At 61.0% G+C, this 18,197-nt stretch carries 16 protein-coding genes; 6 read left to right on the forward strand and 10 right to left on the reverse strand.

What is annotated here, in order from left to right:
* Positions 1 to 212: 212 nt before the first annotated feature.
* Positions 213 to 1,289 carry an S-methyl-5-thioribose-1-phosphate isomerase gene (gene mtnA, locus P7C00_RS23260; protein ID WP_346632201.1) on the reverse strand — a complete coding sequence of 359 codons (1,077 nt, stop codon included), beginning with the start codon at positions 1,287 to 1,289 and terminating at the stop codon, positions 213 to 215.
* Positions 1,290 to 1,397: 108 nt separating this feature from the next.
* On the opposite strand from mtnA, the gene P7C00_RS23265 reads away from it, so the two are divergent.
* From P7C00_RS23265 to P7C00_RS23285, 5 genes are all read left to right on the forward strand, one after another.
* Positions 1,398 to 2,729, forward strand: coding sequence for a TRZ/ATZ family hydrolase (locus P7C00_RS23265; protein ID WP_404937460.1), 1,332 nt, complete (start codon positions 1,398 to 1,400; stop codon positions 2,727 to 2,729).
* 62 nt (positions 2,730 to 2,791) lie between these two features.
* Entirely contained in the window at positions 2,792 to 3,490 is a 699-nt protein-coding gene (gene ubiG, locus P7C00_RS23270; RefSeq protein WP_016964097.1) for a bifunctional 2-polyprenyl-6-hydroxyphenol methylase/3-demethylubiquinol 3-O-methyltransferase UbiG, read from the forward strand.
* Positions 3,491 to 3,493: 3 nt separating this feature from the next.
* Complete coding sequence (gene mupP / locus P7C00_RS23275) at positions 3,494 to 4,165, forward strand: N-acetylmuramic acid 6-phosphate phosphatase MupP (protein ID WP_346632203.1); 672 nt, start codon at positions 3,494 to 3,496, stop codon at positions 4,163 to 4,165.
* Between the two features lie 56 nt (positions 4,166 to 4,221).
* On the forward strand, positions 4,222 to 4,962 hold the full coding sequence (locus P7C00_RS23280; RefSeq protein ID WP_015636577.1) for a YciK family oxidoreductase: 741 nt from the start codon (positions 4,222 to 4,224) through the stop codon (positions 4,960 to 4,962).
* Between the two features lie 369 nt (positions 4,963 to 5,331).
* Positions 5,332 to 6,258, forward strand: a complete 927-nt coding sequence (locus P7C00_RS23285; protein WP_346632204.1) for a GGDEF domain-containing protein — start codon at positions 5,332 to 5,334, stop codon at positions 6,256 to 6,258.
* A gap of 96 nt (positions 6,259 to 6,354) precedes the next feature.
* Here P7C00_RS23285 and P7C00_RS23290 read toward each other — a convergent pair whose 3' ends face one another.
* The 7 genes from P7C00_RS23290 to P7C00_RS23320 form a co-directional block, all read right to left on the reverse strand.
* Positions 6,355 to 7,107: a TenA family transcriptional regulator gene (locus tag P7C00_RS23290; protein ID WP_371261283.1), complete on the reverse strand. Its 753-nt coding sequence runs from the start codon at positions 7,105 to 7,107 to the stop codon at positions 6,355 to 6,357.
* Between the two features lie 77 nt (positions 7,108 to 7,184).
* A complete protein-coding gene (locus P7C00_RS23295) occupies positions 7,185 to 9,644 on the reverse strand; it encodes an EAL domain-containing protein (RefSeq protein WP_404937461.1) in 2,460 nt (819 codons plus the stop codon).
* 207 nt (positions 9,645 to 9,851) lie between these two features.
* Entirely contained in the window at positions 9,852 to 11,672 is a 1,821-nt protein-coding gene (locus P7C00_RS23300) for an ABC transporter ATP-binding protein (protein WP_404937462.1), read from the reverse strand.
* On the reverse strand, positions 11,665 to 12,267 hold the full coding sequence (locus tag P7C00_RS23305) for a DsbA family protein (protein ID WP_346632561.1): 603 nt from the start codon (positions 12,265 to 12,267) through the stop codon (positions 11,665 to 11,667). Before P7C00_RS23305 ends, P7C00_RS23300 begins: the two co-directional genes overlap by 8 nt.
* A gap of 36 nt (positions 12,268 to 12,303) precedes the next feature.
* Positions 12,304 to 13,245 carry a rhodanese-related sulfurtransferase gene (locus P7C00_RS23310; RefSeq protein ID WP_346632208.1) on the reverse strand — a complete coding sequence of 314 codons (942 nt, stop codon included), beginning with the start codon at positions 13,243 to 13,245 and terminating at the stop codon, positions 12,304 to 12,306.
* Between the two features lie 102 nt (positions 13,246 to 13,347).
* Complete coding sequence (locus P7C00_RS23315; protein WP_346632209.1) at positions 13,348 to 13,647, reverse strand: BolA family protein; 300 nt, start codon at positions 13,645 to 13,647, stop codon at positions 13,348 to 13,350.
* Positions 13,648 to 13,659: 12 nt separating this feature from the next.
* Positions 13,660 to 14,175 carry a DUF2059 domain-containing protein gene (locus P7C00_RS23320; RefSeq protein WP_042940787.1) on the reverse strand — a complete coding sequence of 172 codons (516 nt, stop codon included), beginning with the start codon at positions 14,173 to 14,175 and terminating at the stop codon, positions 13,660 to 13,662.
* Between the two features lie 192 nt (positions 14,176 to 14,367).
* On the opposite strand from P7C00_RS23320, the gene P7C00_RS23325 reads away from it, so the two are divergent.
* Positions 14,368 to 15,762, forward strand: a complete 1,395-nt coding sequence (locus P7C00_RS23325) for a class II fumarate hydratase (RefSeq protein ID WP_346632210.1) — start codon at positions 14,368 to 14,370, stop codon at positions 15,760 to 15,762.
* A 72-nt stretch (positions 15,763 to 15,834) separates the two neighbouring features.
* Here the strand turns inward: P7C00_RS23325 and P7C00_RS23330 are convergent, their stop codons facing one another.
* Positions 15,835 to 16,794: a DMT family transporter gene (locus tag P7C00_RS23330; RefSeq protein WP_404937463.1), complete on the reverse strand. Its 960-nt coding sequence runs from the start codon at positions 16,792 to 16,794 to the stop codon at positions 15,835 to 15,837.
* A gap of 159 nt (positions 16,795 to 16,953) precedes the next feature.
* Complete coding sequence (locus tag P7C00_RS23335; protein ID WP_102860833.1) at positions 16,954 to 18,138, reverse strand: thiolase family protein; 1,185 nt, start codon at positions 18,136 to 18,138, stop codon at positions 16,954 to 16,956.
* Positions 18,139 to 18,197: the final 59 nt, after the last annotated feature.

The following is an 18,197-nucleotide window of genomic DNA, read 5'->3' on the forward strand; positions in this document are numbered from 1 at the left end:
GCATCGGACCGCCTTGGAAACCGCCGGATGTTATCACAATCGCCGCCACGCACCTATCCCCCTGACGCGCATGGAGCATAGTTAGTTGACCGGTGACAGCCTGATAAGAGACGAGAGAGGCTCAGAGGCCAAATTCGCACACATTTATGTGTTTTTTCTGACCCGACGGCCCGCCTCGGCGGGTCATAGAGAGCAACGTTCGAGGCCGCACATCAATGCAAGCGCTTACGACACATCAATTGCGCCATTTTTGCCGTGTCAGGACGCTCGACAATGCCCTTTTCGGTGACGATGGCGTCGATCAGGTCCGCAGGCGTCACATCGAATACCGGATTGAAGACCTCCACATCCGCCCCCACCCGCTTGCCAGCGAGCTCCAGCAACTCTGCGGCGTCGCGCTCCTCGATGGGAATGTCATCTCCACTCGCCAGATTCAAGTCGATGGTCGAACTGGACGCCACCACCATGAAGCGCACTCCGTGATGCATGGCATTGACCGCCAGTTGATAGGTGCCGATCTTGTTCGCCACATCGCCATTGGCGGCGATTCGGTCAGCACCGACAACGACCCAGGTCACACCTTTGGTCTTCATGATGTGGGCGGCGGCGGAGTCGGCGTTCAAGGTCACAGGAATGCCCTCACTGGCCAATTCCCAGGCCGTCAGGCGCGACCCTTGCAGCCAGGGACGAGTTTCATCGACATGAACTCGCTCCACCATGCCTTCCAGCCAAGCCGCACGAATCACCCCCAAAGCCGTACCGAAGCCGCCGGTCGCCAGAGCGCCTGTATTGCAGTGGGTCAACAAGGCTTGGGGATTGCCCTGATGCCGGCGAATCAAATCCACACCCAACTGGGCCATGGTCAGGTTGGCCTCACGATCACTCTCATGGATCGACATGGCTTCGGCTTCCAGCGCCGCCAGCGGCTCAGCCTGGTCCCTGACCCGACCCAGACGCTCGCGCATGCGATTCAAGGCCCAGAACAGATTGCCACCGGTCGGGCGAGACTCCGCCAACAGGGCGAAATCCGCCTCCAAAGCGGCGAGCCAATCGCCGCCTGCGACAAAGCGCGCACGAGCCGCCAAAACCAAACCATAAGCTGCGCTGATGCCAATGGCTGGAGCGCCGCGCACCACCATTGAACGAATCGCCTCGGCGACCCCGGCCACGCTGTCGCAGGCAACCCAGGTCTCCTCGAAGGGCAGGTTCCGCTGATCGAGCAGGTACAGAGTGTTATCCCGCCAATCAATGGCCTTGACCTTCTCCGCAGCCAACAGACGATCGCGCATCCCTCACCCCGCACTCATGAACAAAAGCCGCGGATTATAGCGATCCCCCCGCCAAGACGCTCGGGTATACTTCGCCATCCTTTATATGAAGCCTTGGACCGATATTCGATGCCGAACCGTGAGACTGCGCTCGACCTGCTGCTGTTACCGACCTGGTTGGTACCGGTGGAGCCAGCCGGCGTCGTCCTCAAGGAACACGGCCTGGGCATCCGCGACGGGCGCATCCTGTTCATCGGCCCGCGAGCCGAGGCGCTGAGGTATCGCGCCACCGAAGTCCGCGAACTGCCTGGCATGCTGCTCAGCCCGGGACTGATCAATGCCCACGGGCATGCAGCCATGACACTGTTTCGCGGTCTGGCCGACGATCTGCCGCTGATGACCTGGCTGGAAAAGCATATCTGGCCTGCCGAAGCCAAGTGGGTGGATGAAGCCTTCGTCCGAGACGGTACCGACCTGGCCATCGCCGAGCAGATCAAAGGCGGTATCACCTGTTTCTCTGACATGTACTTCTATCCGAAGGTTGCCAGCGAGCGCGCTCACAACAGCGGCATACGTGCCCAGATCGCCATCCCGATCCTCGACTTCCCCATTCCTGGTGCCCACGACGCCGACGAAGCCATTCGTCAGGGCGTCGAACTGTTTGGCGATCTCAAGCATCATCCAAGGATCAAGATCACCTTCGGCCCCCATGCGCCCTATACCGTAGGCGACGAGAATCTGGAAAAAGTCCGGATGATCGCCGAAGAACTCGACGCCCCGATCCACATGCATGTACATGAAACCGCGTTCGAAGTGCAGCAATCCCTGGAGCAGCGTGGCGAGCGCCCCCTGGCCCGCCTGGCTCGACTGGGCCTCCTGGGGCCGCGCTTCCAGGCCGTTCATATGACCCAAATCAGCGATGACGACCTGGCTTTACTGATAGAAACCAACACCAGCGTCATTCATTGCCCGGAATCCAACCTGAAACTGGCCAGCGGCTTTTGCCCGGTAGAGCGCCTGTGGCAGGCCGGGGTCAACGTCGCGGTGGGTACCGATGGTGCGGCCAGCAACAACGATCTGGACCTGCTGGGGGAAGTTCGTACCGCCGCCCTGCTGGCCAAAGCCGTGGCTGGTTCGGCAACCGCCCTGGATGCCCATCGCGCCCTGCGCATGGCCACCCTGAACGGCGCCAGAGCCATGGGACTGGAAAGCGAAGTAGGCTCTCTGGAAATCGGCAAGGCCGCAGACATGGTGGCCTTCGACCTGTCCGGCCTGGCCCAGCAACCGATTTACGACCCAGTGTCGCAACTGATCTACGCCACTGGCCGGGACTGCGTGAAACACCTGTGGGTCGCCGGCAAGCAACTGCTGGATGACCGGCGCCTCACCCGCCAGGACGAACAACAGCTGAGCGCCACTGCCCGCGGCTGGGGCCAGCGCATCAGCGGCCATACCCAATAACCCGGACCTTGAGCGGACGCTTGAGGCCCAACAGAGAATTTCTTAGCTTTGGAGTATCACTCATGAGCAACGTCGACCACGCTGAAATCGCCAAATTCGAAGCCCTGGCCCATCGCTGGTGGGACCGCGAAAGCGAATTCAAGCCCCTGCACGACATAAACCCGCTACGGGTCAACTGGATCGACGAACGGGTCGGACTGGCCGGCAAGAAGGTGCTCGACGTCGGCTGTGGTGGCGGCATCCTCAGCGAGGCCATGGCCCAGCGCGGTGCCACCGTGACCGGGATCGACATGGGCGAAGCCCCTCTGGCAGTTGCCCAGTTGCACCAGCTGGAATCCGGCGTGAATGTCGAGTACCGGCAGATCACCGCCGAAGCCCTGGCCGAGGAGATGCCCGAGCAGTTCGACGTGGTCACCTGCCTGGAAATGCTTGAGCACGTCCCCGACCCTTCGTCGGTGATCCGCGCCTGCTTCCGCATGGTCAAGCCCGGCGGTCAGGTGTTTTTCTCCACCATCAACCGCAACCCCAAGGCTTACCTGTTCGCCATCATCGGTGCGGAATACATCATGAAACTGCTGCCTCGCGGCACCCATGATTTCAAGAAATTCATCCGTCCTTCGGAGCTCGGCGCCTGGAGCCGCTCTGCCGGCCTGACCGTCAAGGACATCATCGGCCTGACCTACAACCCCCTGACCAAGCACTACAAACTGGCAGCGGACGTTGACGTCAACTACATGATCCAGACCCTGCGAGAGGAGTGAGACATGGCCATCAGAGCCGTTCTTTTCGATATGGATGGCACCCTGCTCGACACCGCGCCCGACTTCATCGCAGTCTGCCAGGGCATGCGCCGTGATCGCGGCCTGCCGCCGATTGCCGACCAACATATCCGCGACGAAGTCTCGGGCGGCGCCAAGGCCATGGTAGCCGTGACCTTTTCCATGGACCCGGAATCCCCGGGGTTCGAGGAGTTGCGCCTGGAGTTCCTTGAGCGCTACCTCAAGCATTGCGCCGTGCACAGCAAACTCTTCGACGGCATGGCCGAGCTGCTGGCCGATATCGAAAAGGCCAATCTGATCTGGGGGGTGGTGACCAACAAGCCGCTGCGCTTCGCCGAGCCGATCATGCAGCAACTGGGACTGGCCGAACGCTCGGCGCTGCTGATATGTCCCGACCATGTGAAAAACAGCAAGCCCGACCCCGAGCCGCTGATCCTGGCATGCAAGATGCTCGAGCTGGACCCGTCCACCGTGCTGTTCGTAGGCGACGATCTGCGGGATATCGAATCCGGCCGCGACGCGGGCACCAAGACCGCCGCCGTGACCTACGGCTACATCCATCCGGACGATAATCCCCGGCACTGGGGCGCCGACGTGGTGGTCAACCATCCGCTGGAGTTGCGCCAGGTTCTGGATAACGCATTGTGCAGCTGCTAAACGGCAGCATTCCCGGCTAAGCGCCGGAGACGATCGAATTTCTGTTGAGGCCTTTTATGTTTGATTATTCCGCTCGCCCCGAACTGCTCAAGGACCGGGTCATTCTGGTCACCGGCGCCGGGCGTGGTATCGGCGCTGCCGCCGCCAAGACCTTTGCCGCCCACGGCGCCACCGTACTCCTGCTGGGCAAGACCGAAGCCAACCTGACCGAGGTCTACGACGCCATCGAAGCGGCCGGCCATCCCCAGCCGGCAGTGATTCCGTTCAACCTGGAAACTGCCCTGCCGCACCAGTATGACGAACTGGCGGCGATGATCGAGACCGAGTTCGGCCACCTCGACGGCCTGCTGCACAACGCCTCGATCATTGGCCCACGCACACCGCTGGAGCAGCTGTCGGGGGAAAACTTCATGCGAGTGATGCAAGTCAACGTCAACGCCATGTTCATGCTGACCAGCACCCTGCTGCCGCTGCTCAAACTGTCCCAGGATGCTTCGGTGGTCTTCACCTCCAGCAGCGTCGGCCGCAAGGGACGGGCCTATTGGGGCGCCTACGGCGTGTCCAAATTCGCCACCGAAGGCCTGATGCAGACCCTGGCCGATGAGCTGGATACCGTGGCTCCGGTCCGGGCCAACAGCATCAACCCGGGCGCCACCCGCACCAGCATGCGTGCCCAGGCCTACCCGGGCGAAAACCCCAGCAATAACCCGACACCGGAAGAGATCATGCCGGTCTACCTGTATCTGATGGGCCCGGACAGCACCGGAATCAACGGCCAGGCTTTCGACGCGCAGTAATCCCCTCCCGTTCGTCGCGACAGAATACTGTCGCGACGTCTTGGCAAGCCCCGATCCCCGCGGGTTTCAAGCCAAACAAATGTCAATCAAGGTGAGCCGCTTTCTCGCAGACTCACCAACCAATTGAATTCAAACAAGTTTTATTCGTGTGAACCGAATGGCACGAGTTTCGCTCTAAGAACACTCAACCCACGGCGTATTGACACTGTGGAAAACGGCTTGTGCCGAGGGCTTTCTAGCCAAAGGTGAAGCGGCATAAAATATGCGCGATTGTCCTACGGGACTGAAGGAACAGTATGACGCGCAGCTCTGAGCCGCTCTCACCTAGGCAGAAACACCGTACATAGTGCTCAGGGGGCTCAAGCTCAGATGAAAACACCGACCCAGACCAACGCAATTGACTTCGATAGCGCCAAATTGCAACGCCTGGGCTTTGGCCAGCAGACGCCGCTGATCAAACAACCCGTCAGCCTCGGACAATTGCGCCAGCAACTGGGACTGCAACTGCAAACCAGCCTTGAGCCGCAACGCATCCTCGGCCTGTTCTTTCGCGAAGTGCAACGCCTGGTCCCCCTCGACGCCCTGCATTACCAGCATTCCCCCAGCGATCTGCGCCTGGAATTCGGCCAGCGCGGGCACCACTCCATCAGCTACAGCCTGAGCCACGAAGGCCAGCCCATGGGCGAGCTGGTCTTCCGCCGCAACCAACGCTTCAGCGATACCGAACAGGGTCACCTGGAGTCGTTGCTCTCTACCCTTTTGTACCCGATGCGCAACGCCTTGCTGTATCGCGCCGCAACCCGCAGCGCCCTGCGCGATCCGTTGACCGACACCGGCAACCGCATCGCCATGGACCAGACCCTGCAACGGGAAATCGAGATGGCTCGCCGCCACTCGCTTCCACTGTCCCTGCTGATGCTGGACATCGACCATTTCAAGCGCATCAACGACAGTTACGGCCACAGCACCGGCGACGAAGTGCTCAAGGCCGTTGCCGCCTCGATCAAGGGGCAATTGCGCAATGTGGACATGGTGTTTCGCTTTGGCGGGGAAGAGTTTCTGATCCTGCTTTCCAACACCGGGCGCGACGCGGCGGCAATGGTCGGAGAACGACTGAGAAATGCCGCCCAAGCCCAGGAGTACTGGGCTGATGGCAAACTGATCGAACTCACCGTCAGCCTGGGCTGTTCGACCCTGTTGCCGGGTGAGTCCGCAGAGAGCCTGCTGCGCCGCGCCGATAGCGCGCTGTACGTGGCCAAACGGGAAGGACGCAATCGACTGGCAATGGCGGGCTAGGTACCAGGCCCCGCCCCTGCCATATCAATCACGGGCAACTCCACCACCACGGGCCGCTATCGCCCGTGACAATCGACCTGCCCGCCAAGCCCCGACTTACCCCTCAGCCAGTGCGAGACGCTCGCGGGTCACCGTGGTCTTTTCCTGCTGCATGCAGCGCTCCAGGAACAGGTACATATAGTCATAGCTCTTGCAGATGGCCTGGCGCAGCTCAACCTGCAGGGCCTTGCTCGGATTCAAACCCGCCAGGGTGACGATAATTTCCAGGGCTTCCCAGGGATGGGCATCATCGTACTGGGCATGCATCTTCAGCCACTTCATAGCGCGCTTGCGGTCTTCTTCCGGGAACGCGGCGGCATAGATGCCGTTGGAACAGACCAGGGCCGACCATTCGCCCGTCGCCCCTTCGATGGCGTAATTGGTAGCGGCGATAGCCACGATCAGCGAATCCGCCGAACTGGTGTGCCAGCACCAGTGACTCAGGGCGTGCAGTTCCGGCGGCACTTGCTGAGCTTGCAAGTCCTCCAGGGTCACACCATGGGCTCGACTCCAATGCACCCAGTAATCGGCATGATTGAGCTCGACACGAATGTTGCGCATCAGCCAGCGCCGCGCCATGTCTTCGCCGGGATGACGGGCAAAGCGAGTCTTGGTCAGGTTCTGCGCCATATACAGGGCGAACTGTTCAACCACAGGCCAGCCGCCGATCAGGTACTGCCGCATGACTTTGGCACTGAGTTTGTTGTCGCGCATGCGCTGATACAGCTCATGCTCCACCACACGGCGCTTGCTCTCGCTGCAGTCCTGGATCAATTGCTGGGTCCAGGCGGGGTAGCTGGCAGCTTCCATGAGCGGACCGGTTCGGTTGAATGTGTCGATCACTGTCGGGCTCCTTTTGATTGTGATGTGCGGATCCAAAAGAGGTTTCAACGGAACGTGCCGGGCGCCTTGAACAACAAAGGCTGTGGCCGCACGGGTCGACACTGCAGGCTGTCACAGGTAAACAATTGCGGGCGTTCAATAATGTAGCCTTGAGCATAATCCACGCCGATCTCAAGCAGGGCCTGCTCGATCTGCGGTGTTTCAACAAACTCGGCAATCGTGCGCTTACCCATGACATGCCCGATGTGGTTGATCACCTCGACCATGGCGCGGTTAATCGGGTCGTCCAGCATATCCTTTACGAAACTTCCATCGATCTTGAGGAAGTCTACAGGCAAATGTTTGAGATAAGCGAACGACGACATTCCCGCACAAAAGTCATCCAGGGAAAAATGGCAGCCCAAACCCTTGAGTTCATTTATAAAACGGATCGCGCTGCCCAAATTGGCAATTGCGCTGGTTTCAGTAATTTCAAAACAGATCATCTTCGGCGGCACGCCATAGACAACGAACTGCTCTCGCAGGAAGTCGAGAAACTCGTCGTCGCCAATGGTGATGCCCGAGAGATTGATCGCACACATGGCCATCGGCCCTTCCCGGCCCTCGGCAATGCACTGAGCGATGATCTTGAAGACGTTCTGCACCACCCAGCGATCCAGGGAGGTCATCAGGCCGTAACGCTCCGCCGCAGGAATGAAGCTGTCCGGCAGGATCATCCGACCGGCCTCGTCGTGCAGACGCAGAAGAATCTCCACGTGGCCACCATCGTGCTCGGTACGACCTAGAGCGGTGATTTCCTGGGAATAGAGACAGAAGCGGTTTTCCTCAAGGGCCATATGCAGCCGCTGAACCCAGGCCATCTCGCCGAATCGCAGGGACAATTCCGAATCGTCGGCATGGTAGACCTGCACCCGGTTGCGACCTTTCTCCTTGGCCATGTAACAAGCCATATCCGCTGCCCGCAACGATGCCTCAAGCGTGGTGGGAGTCTGGGCGATATGCACCAGCCCAATGCTCACGGTGGTCACGAATGGCCGGCCCTTCCAGACGAAATGCAGGTTCTGCACAGTCTGGCGCAGCCCTTCGGCAATCTTCTCCGCGGCCTCCGGCGAGCAGTTCTCCAGGAGAATCCCGAACTCGTCCCCTCCCAATCGGGCCAGGGTGTCACCTTCGCGCAGCCCCGACTGCAGCAACGCACAGATGTGCCGCAGCAACTCATCCCCAGCAGCATGGCCACAGGTGTCGTTGACCAGCTTGAACTGGTCCAGATCCAGAAACATCAGCGCATGCCGGGCGGGCTGGCGGATCAGGCTGTGCAACGCCTGCTCCAGGCGGAATTCGAACTCCCGGCGATTGGCCAGACCGGTCAAGGCATCGTGGGTCGCCTGCCAGGATAGATTGGCGATGTACTGCCGCTCCTGGGTCATGTCGTGCAACACCAGTACCGTGCCACTGACCTTCCCGGCATTGCGGATCGGCGCCCCCACCAGAGTCACCGAAACCGTACTGCCATCCAGCCGCTGGATCAGCTTGGAATGCTCGCTGCCACCACTGAGCTGACCACTGAGGATGTGTTCGATCAGAGTGAAGCCGTCGGCCTGGGCGTTTTCGTCCAAGAGATTGAACAAGGCCGCCAGGGGCAGCCCCACCGCCTGCTCGGCCTTCCAGCGAGTCAGTTCTTCCGCCGCTGGGTTCATATAGGCAATGGCGCCCTCGACATCCGTGGTGATCACCCCGTCACCAATGGACTGCAAGGTGATCTGCGCGCGCTCCTTCTCCAGTTGCAACGCGTCGGCAAAGGCATGCCGTTGGGCCAGCAACTTGTGGGTGCGCAGCAACGCCAGGGCAATCAGGATCAGCGCCGTGGCCAGGTTGGTCACCAGCAACAGACGCAGGATGACCCGCGACCCCTCCCCCAAAGCATCGCTGAAAGCCTTTGCTGCGGGAGTGACGCCATCGTTGATGGCAAAGATCTGGCTCTTCCAGCGCTGCACATCGCCTTCACCGGCGCTGTTGCTGCTAATCCCCTGGTGCATCTCTCGGGCCACGGTATCGAGCTGCAGCAGGTAGCCGTCCCCCACAGTCCACAGATCGATGGCTTTTTCCAGGTAACTAAAATGACGGAAGTTGAGGTACAGCCAGATCAGGCTGGGGACGTCATCCGGGTGATTGCCCCCCTTGAGAATCCCCAGGCGCGCAGCCTCCAGGTCCGGCGGCTGGCGATCCAGGGCCACCCGCAGCTCATGCCCGCCCTGGGGTACGGCTATGGCGTTCTGGTACTTGAGGAAGGTGCCTTCGTCGCGGCTGTCGGCATACAGATTGAGGTAGTAGATGGCGTCTTTCTGGCCTTTGGACCACAGGCTCTCACCGGCAACATAGCCACGCACTGCCGACAGGACATACAGGCTGAGGCCGCCCAACAGCGCTTGAAATAACACCACGGCGATAAAGGGCCAGACGATGCCCAACAACCGCGGCGTTGCGAAAGTCCGCTTTTGCTTCATGAGGGTCCTTGCTTGCGCACTGCCAAATGAACACCCAGTAGTCCCGTCTCAGACAGCACAGATTAGGCTAATTTCCATGGATCCGACGCAGGCTGAGCAGCGTCCGGACCGAACCTTCACGGGGAAACGGCCGCTCTTTCACGCTGAAACGGTTATTCCACCAGGAAATTCAAGCACTAAACACAGAAACCCGGACAAAACTCAAGACTATCGAACCTGCTGCAAATGCCCGTATAGCTTGGCATAAAGACCACCATCGGCAATCAGCTGCTGATGGTCGCCATCTTCGGCAATCTGCCCGCCATCGAACACCAAAACCCGGTCAGCCTGTTTAACCGCCGAAAGGCGATGAGCAATGATCAGCGTAGTCCGCCCCCGCAGAAAACGCGTCAAGGCCTGATGCAGGTTGTACTCGGTGGCGGCGTCCAGGGCGGACGTGGCTTCGTCGAGAATCACCACCTTGGGTTCGGCCAGCACCATCCGCGCAATAGCCAGGCGCTGGCGCTGTCCACCGGAAAGGCGCACACCGGAACGCCCGACCACACTGTCCAGGCCCAGGGGCAGAGCCCTGACGGTGGGTTCCATCTGGGCAATTTCCAGGGCCTGCCAGCAAGCGCTGTCACTGCGCTCGCGGCCCATGGTCAGGTTGGCGCGAATCGTGTCGTTGAACAGCGCAGGATGCTGCAGCACCACCGCGACGTTATCCCGTACCGTCTCCAGGCCGATTTCCTGCTGAGTGGCACCGCCAAAGCGGATCACTCCGGTCTGCGGCGTATACAACCCCAGCAACAGCTGCACCAAAGTACTCTTGCCCCCGCCGCTGGCACCGACAATGGCCACTTTCTCGCCTGGGGCAATAGACAGGTTCAGGTTGTCCAGCACCCGCTCATCGCCATAACCGAAGCTCAGGCCGCGGACTTCGATGCCGACGGTTTCGCGCCCCTGGAACGGATCCACGCCACCGCTGTACTGCGGCTCATCGGCCCGCGCCAGCAACTCGTTGATCCGGGTCAGGGCCCCGCCCGCGGCGTAATAGGCGTATTGCAGATTCAGCAACTGTTCTACCGGGCCGATCATGAACCACAGGTAGCTGAACACCGCCAGCATCTGGCCGATGGACAGGTCGGAGAACAGCACTGTGAGCATTGCCGCCGCACGAAAAATGTCGATGCCGAACTGGAACAGCAAACCGCTGGCCCGGCCCGAGGCGTCGCTTTTCCACTGTGAGGCTACGGCGTAGTCCCGCACCTCCTCGGCACGCTGGCCCAAGCGTCCAAGAAAGTAGCCCTGGCGGTTGCCGGCGCGGATCTCCTGAATCGCCTCCAAGGTCTCGGTCAGGGCCTGGGTGAAGCGCGAAGTGCTGTCGTTTTCCAGCTTCTTCAGGTGTTTGACTCGCTTGCCCAGTTGCACCGTGGCAAAAATCACCAACGGGTTGAACAGCAGGATCAGCAGGGCCAGCTTCCAGTGCATCCACATCAGAATGCCGGCCGTGCCCACCAGGGTCAGCATGGCCACCAGGAATCGGCTCAGGGTTTCACCGACAAACTTGTCCACCGTGTCCAGGTCGGTGACCAGATGCGTGGTGACCGTGCCTCCCCCAAGGCTTTCGTACTCACCCAGGGAAATGCGCTTGAGCCGTTCAATCAGACGCACGCGGATCCGATAGACGATGTCCTTGGCCAAACCGGCAAACAACCGCGCCTGGACCACGTTGAACACCAGAGCGGAGCAACGCAGGATCAGGGTGACCAAAAGCATCAGCCCGATATAGCCCGCCGCACTTTGCCAGCCATCGGGCAGCAGGCGGTTCATCACTTGTAATGCGCCATCGCCATGGCCCAGCAGCACCTCGTCCACCAGCAACGGCAGCAACAGCGGAATCGGCACACTGCACAGGGTCGCCAGCACGGCCACACCATTGGCGATCCACAGCGACTTTCTGTGTTGCAGGGCCAGACGACGGATTTCCCCCCAGCTCAGACGATCTACGGTTTTAGCGGGGGCGCTTGAATCGACCGGATCAGGCACAGGCGGCGCGCTCCAGCCAGCGTCCCAGCAACGGCGACAACTCGCTCAGCGGCTGATAGCCGTTGGTCAGCAAGGCCAACTGGCCGTTGCGCTCCGCCAGCAAGGTGGGAAATCCGGCAATCCCCAGGTCCTGGACCCAAGTGAAATCCGCCGCCGTGGCAGCATGCTGCTCGGCGCGGTCGAAGGCTTCGGCGAACTCGATCCGCGGAACCCCAGCCTGCTCCGCCAACTCCACCAGCACGCTGGCCAGGGTGACATCGCGGCCTTCGACATAAAACGCCCGCTGGATCAGCCCCAGCAGTTTCCAGGCACAGTCCGGAGCCAGGCTGCGGGCGGTGACGATGGCCCGACAAGCCGGCTCGGTGTCATAGACAAAGCCATCGGGCAAGGCTGCGTCGAAGGTAAACGGCTGGCCGGTGGCCTGATGGACCGCCTGCCAGTGTTCAAGGATGTAGCGCCGGGTATTGGGCTCCAGTGCCGCGCCGCTGCCGGTGCGCAAGCCGCCCACCACCAGATGCAACTCGACTCCGGCAGCCTGGGCCTGCTCTGCCAGGGCCTGGGCCACGGGCGCAAAGCCCCAGCACCATGAACACATCGGGTCCATCACATAGAGCAGGCGGGCAGACATGGCTCAAGCCTCGGAAGGTGATTGCTTGTAGTTGTAACCAATCGGGTGCGGCATGTTGCGGGCCTTGGCCAATTCGATCTGTTTCTGCCGATCGATGGCGCTGCGGCGAGTCTTCTCGCTCAGCTTGTCCCAGCAATGAGGACAACTGATCCCCGGCACATAGTGTTCGCTAGCCCGATCCTCGACGCTCACCGGAGTGCGGCAGGCATGACATTGATCGTAGTCGCCTTCGCTCAGGTCGTGGCGCACCGTGACCCGGTTATCGAATACGAAGCAGTCGCCCTGCCATTTGCTCTCTTGCTGCGGCACCTCTTCGAGGTACTTGAGGATCCCGCCCTTGAGGTGGAACACCTCGTCGAACCCTTCGCTGAGCATATAGCTCGATGCCTTCTCGCAACGGATGCCACCGGTGCAGAACATCGCCACCTTCTTGTGCTTGCTCGGGTCGAAGTGGGCTTTGATGTAATCGGGGAACTCGCGAAAGCTGGTGGTCTTGGGGTCGATGGCGCCTTCGAAGGTGCCGATGGACACTTCGTAATCGTTACGGGTGTCGATCAGCAGCACTTCGGGGTCGCTGATCAGGGCGTTCCAGTCCTGTGGCTCGACATAGGTCCCGACTTTCTTGTTGGGATCGACGCCGGGCACACCCAAAGTAACGATCTCTTTCTTCAACTTGACCTTGGTGCGGTAGAACGGCTGCTCATCGCAGTACGACTCTTTGTGATCGATATCGATCATGCGCGGATCGTTCTTCAGCCAGGCCAGCAGCCCGTCGATGCCTTCGCGGCTGCCGGATACCGTGCCGTTGATGCCTTCTTCAGCGATCAGCAGGGTGCCCTTGATGCCGTTGTCCAGCATGGCCTGCAGCAGGGGCTCGCGCAGGCTGACGTAATCTTCGAGGGTGACGAACTTGTACAGTGCCGCCACGACAATGGGTTGTGTCATGGGAAATCTCCAGGTGGCTACCCTCGTAAAGGGTGAACCGGATGCAAAAAAAAACGCGCCGGCATAAGCGGCGCGTTGCGGATTCTATCAAAAAAACCGCGATTAATGCTGACTGCCTCCGGCGCAGGTAGGCGAAGCCGGAGCCACACCGATCTTCGACCACTCCTCGGGCGTGTAAGTGTGCAGCGCCAACGCATGGAACTGGCCCATCAGCTCACCCAGGGTGGCGTAGACCTTCTGATGGCGCTTGACGCTGTTGAGGCCGGCGAACTGCTCGCTGACCAGTACCGCCTTGAAGTGGGTTTCCAGGCCACGGCTGTGCATGTGGCTTTCATCCAGCACTTGCAGGTGCTCGGGCTGCAATGCCCCGAGCGCCGACTCGATACGTTGTTGCATGGTCATTGCGGACTCCGCTTACTTCTTCTTCGCCGGTGCTGCCTTAGGCTCGAGCTCGGCGGTCATGTCGGCCAGCAGCTTGTTCACCACTGGTACCGCGCTTTCCAGCTTGGCCTGGGTCATCTGCGCCGATTGCTGAGTCAGCTGGGGCATTTTCTCCAGGACTTTCTTGCCCAGTGGCGACTGGTAGAACGCCACCAGGTCCTTGAGCTCGGATTCGCTGAAGTTGCTGGTGTAGAGCTTGACCATGTCCGGCTTCAGCTTGTTCCAGCCAATGGCCTGATCCAGGGCGGCATTGGCTTTGGCCTGGTAGGTTTCCAGCAGGGCACGTTTGGATTCCGGGGCTTTGGTCTGCTCAAAGCGCTGGGCGAACATTTGCTGAACTTGCATGTACACCGGAGTACCGAGCTTGTCCGCATGGGCCAGGGTCAGGAAGGCCTCGGCACTGGCGTTGTGGCTGGCGGTATCGGCAAGAACCTGGCCGCTGGCACACACCAGAACAACCGCGGTACAGATGGCACGAAAACGGGTCATCGAGTTTCCTATCTAGCAGGCGAGGTAAAACCCCAAGGGCGACCATTCTGCGCCTATTAATCCGCGTCCCTCAACCCCACCCCCTGACGCCCCCTGGTTTTGCCCGGGTGGCGGGCGGAAAAACCCCATTCACGGAACCCGAGCCGCAGATCAGGGCCTAAACTGGCCAGTCAGACTTGGAGGAATGCCACGATGAATCGAATCGAAACCGACAGCCTGGGTCAGGTTGAAGTCCCGGAAGAAGCCTATTGGGGCGCACAGACCCAACGTTCGCTGGTCAATTTCGCCATCGGCAACGAGCGCATGCCTCTATCCGTGCTGCATGCCCTGGCCCTGATCAAGAAAGCCGCCGCCCGAGTCAACGATCGCAACGGCGACGTGCCCGCCGACATCGCCCGCCTGATCGAACAGGCCGCCGACGAGGTGCTGGCCGGCGAGCATGATGACCAGTTCCCCCTGGTGGTGTGGCAGACCGGCAGCGGTACCCAGAGCAACATGAACGTCAACGAGGTGCTGGCCGGCCGGGCCAACGAGCTGGCGGGCAACCCCCGGGGCGGCAAATCCCCGGTGCACCCCAACGATCACGTCAATCGCTCGCAAAGCTCCAACGACTGCTTTCCCACCGCCATGCACATCGCTGCCGCCCAGGCCGTGCAGTTCCAGTTGCTGCCGGCGATCAGCGAACTGTCCGGAGGCCTGGCCGAACTGTCGGCCCGACACATGAAGCTGGTGAAAACCGGCCGCACCCACATGATGGATGCCACCCCGATCACCTTTGGCCAGGAAATTTCCGCCTTTATCGCCCAACTGGGATACGCCGAACGAGCCATCCGCGGCGCCTTGCCTGCGGTGTGCGAGTTGGCCCAGGGCGGCACCGCCGTGGGCACCGGACTGAACTCGCCCCACGGCTTCGGTGAGGCCATCGCCGCCGAACTGGCCGCCCTTTCCGGCCTGCCCTTCGTCACCGCCCCCAACAAGTTCGCCGCCCTGGCCGGCCACGAACCGCTGACCAATCTGTCCGGCGCGCTGAAAACCCTCGCCGTGTGCCTGATGAAAATCGCCAACGACCTGCGCCTGCTGGGCTCGGGACCGCGAGCGGGACTGGCGGAGGTCAAACTGCCGGCCAACGAACCGGGCAGCTCGATCATGCCCGGCAAGGTCAATCCAACCCAATGCGAAGCGCTGTCGATGCTGGCCTGTCAGGTGATGGGCAATGACGTGGCAATCGGCTTTGCCGCCAGCCAGGGCCATCTGCAGCTGAACGTGTTCAAACCGGTGATCATTCACAACCTGCTGCAATCGATCCGTCTGCTGGCCGATGGCTGCAGCAACTTCCAGCATCACTGCATCGCCGGACTAGAGCCCGATCCACTGCAGATGGCCGAGCACCTGGAACGAGGCCTGATGCTGGTGACCGCGCTCAATACCCACATCGGCTATGACAAGTCCGCCGAAATCGCCAAGAAGGCCTATGCCGAGAACCTGACCCTGCGCGAAGCCGCACTGGAGCTGGGCTACCTGACCGATGAGCAGTTCGACGCCTGGGTGCGACCGGAAAACATGCTGGAGGCTGGGAAACAGGGTTAGCGCGGCGTATTTTTCGCTGGCAAGCCAGCTCCTACCGCCACACTTCTGTAGGAGCTGGCTTGCCGGCGAAGCTCACCCCGCAGCGATCCGCTGCCGCCGGGCGCGCAACCCTGCCATCAACGACGGCCCCAACGCCGTCAGCGCCGAACCCAGTACCACCAGCAGCGCCCCGCCATAACCCAGGCCATTGATCTCCTCGGCGTGCACATACTCCGGCCAGACCCAGGCCGCCCAGGCCACCGCGGCAAAAGTCACCAAAGGCGTAATGGCCAGAGTCGCACTGACCCGCGACGCCTCCCAATGGGCCAGGGCTTCGGCAAAGGCGCCATAGGCGATCAAGGTATTCAGGCAACAGGCCAGCAACAGCCAGCCCTGCAACGGACTCAGCTCCAAGGCCTCCAGCGGATGCACCCACGGGGTGAGCAACAGTGCGCAGAACAGGTAGATCACCATCATCACCTGCAATGAGCTCCACACGCTCAACAACTGCTTCTGGCCCAGGGCGTAAAAGGTCCAGACCGCCGAAGCCGCGAGAATGGTGAGAACGCCAGCGGTGTAGTCACTCAGGGAGGTCAACAGCTCGGTCAGTCGCTGATTGAAAAACAGCCCGAAACCGAGCAAGAGCACCAGCAGTCCCAGGCCTTGCCCCAGGCTGAAGCGTTCCTTGAACACAAAGACACTGGCGATCAGCAACAGGATCGGACCCATCTGCACCACCAGTTGCGCAGTGCCCGGGCTCAGCAGGTTCAGGCCCATCAGGTACAACACATAGTTGCCCACCAGACCGCAGACCGAAATCGGCACCAGCCACACACCCTTGGGACCGAGCGCGCGCCAGCGCGGCAAACGCCCCACCGCCGCCAGATAGAAAAACAGACAGCCGCCGGACACCAGCAGGCGAAACCAGGTCACGGTCACCGGGTCCATCACCAGCAGCACTTGCTTGAGCTTGATGGGCAGGATGCCCCACAACAACGCGGTCAATAAGGCGAGGAACAAGCCATAAACCCAACGACCGGACGAGACATGCATGCGAACCCCACAAAGCCTGACGAGCAAGGTCCACATTCTAGGCCCGGGCCAGGGGCCGACACAGAGACAGTTGGCAGCAAAGCGCAAACAAGATTGTGCAGGTCGTAAAAAGCACAGGCCGTCCCCCTTAGGAGCCGGCCTGCCGGCGAAGCTCGAAACCTAGCGCACGGCTTCGAACAGCCCCGTCGCCCCCATCCCGCCCCCCACACACATGGTGACGATGCCGTACCGCAGGTTGCGCCGCTGCAACTCACGCACCAGATGCCCCACCTGACGGGAACCGGTCATGCCAAACGGGTGGCCAATGGCAATCGAACCGCCATTGACGTTGTACTTGGCGTTATCGATCTCCAGCCGATCGCGGGCATACAGGCACTGGGACGCGAAGGCCTCGTTGAGTTCCCACAGGTCGATGTCATCCACTGTCAGGCCCTTGGCCTTGAGCAGCTTGGGCACCGAGAACACTGGGCCAATCCCCATCTCGTCCGGCTCGCAGCCGGCCACGGTAAAGCCGCGGAAGAACGCCTTGGGCTTGAGTCCCAGGGCCAGGGCTCGTTCCAGGCTCATCACCAGGGTCATTGAGGCACCATCGGACAGCTGCGAAGAGTTGCCCGCCGTCACCGAACCATCCTCGGCAAACACCGGCTTGAGCGCCGCGAGGTTCTCCAGAGTGGTGTCGGGGCGGTTGCAATCGTCACGATCCACCACGCCGTCAACCATCTGCACCTGCCCGGTGTTCTTGTCCTCGACCTTGTACTTGACCGTCATCGGCACGATCTCGTCGCTGAACAGTCCATCAGCCTGGGCCTGGGCAGTACGTTGCTGACTTTGCAGGGAGTAGAGGTCCTGAGCCTCGCGGCTGACGTTGTAGCGCCGAGCTACCACTTCGGCGGTCTGGCCCATGGGGAAGTAGATGCCCGGCACCTGCTCCTTGAGCAGCGGGTTGATCAGGTTGTCAGTATTGACGCTCTTCATGGTCAGGCTGATGGACTCGACGCCACCGGCAACGATGATGTCGCTGCAGCCGGAGGCAATCTGGTTGGCAGCGATGGCAATCGCCTGCAGGCCTGAAGAGCAGAAACGGTTGAGGGTCATGCCCGCAGTACCGGTGCCCAGAGCAGAGAGCACGGCGACATTACGACCGATATTGAAACCCTGGGCGCCTTCATTGGAGCCGGCACCGACGATGCAATCCTCGACACTGGCCGGGTCAATGCCGTTGCGGGCGAGCAGCGCATTGACGCAGTGAGCGGCCATGTCATCCGGACGGGTCTGGTTGAACTTGCCCCGAAAGGACTTGGCCAGGCCAGTCCGTACGCTGTCGACGATCACCACTTCACGCATGACGCACCTCATTGTTGTTGTCGGCTGGAAGAGCATCGAGCATAGATCCCCCTCCTCTC

It is taken from the genome of Pseudomonas sp. JDS08PS003, assembly GCF_045013505.1.
GTDB lineage: Bacteria > Pseudomonadota > Gammaproteobacteria > Pseudomonadales > Pseudomonadaceae > Aquipseudomonas > Aquipseudomonas protegens_B.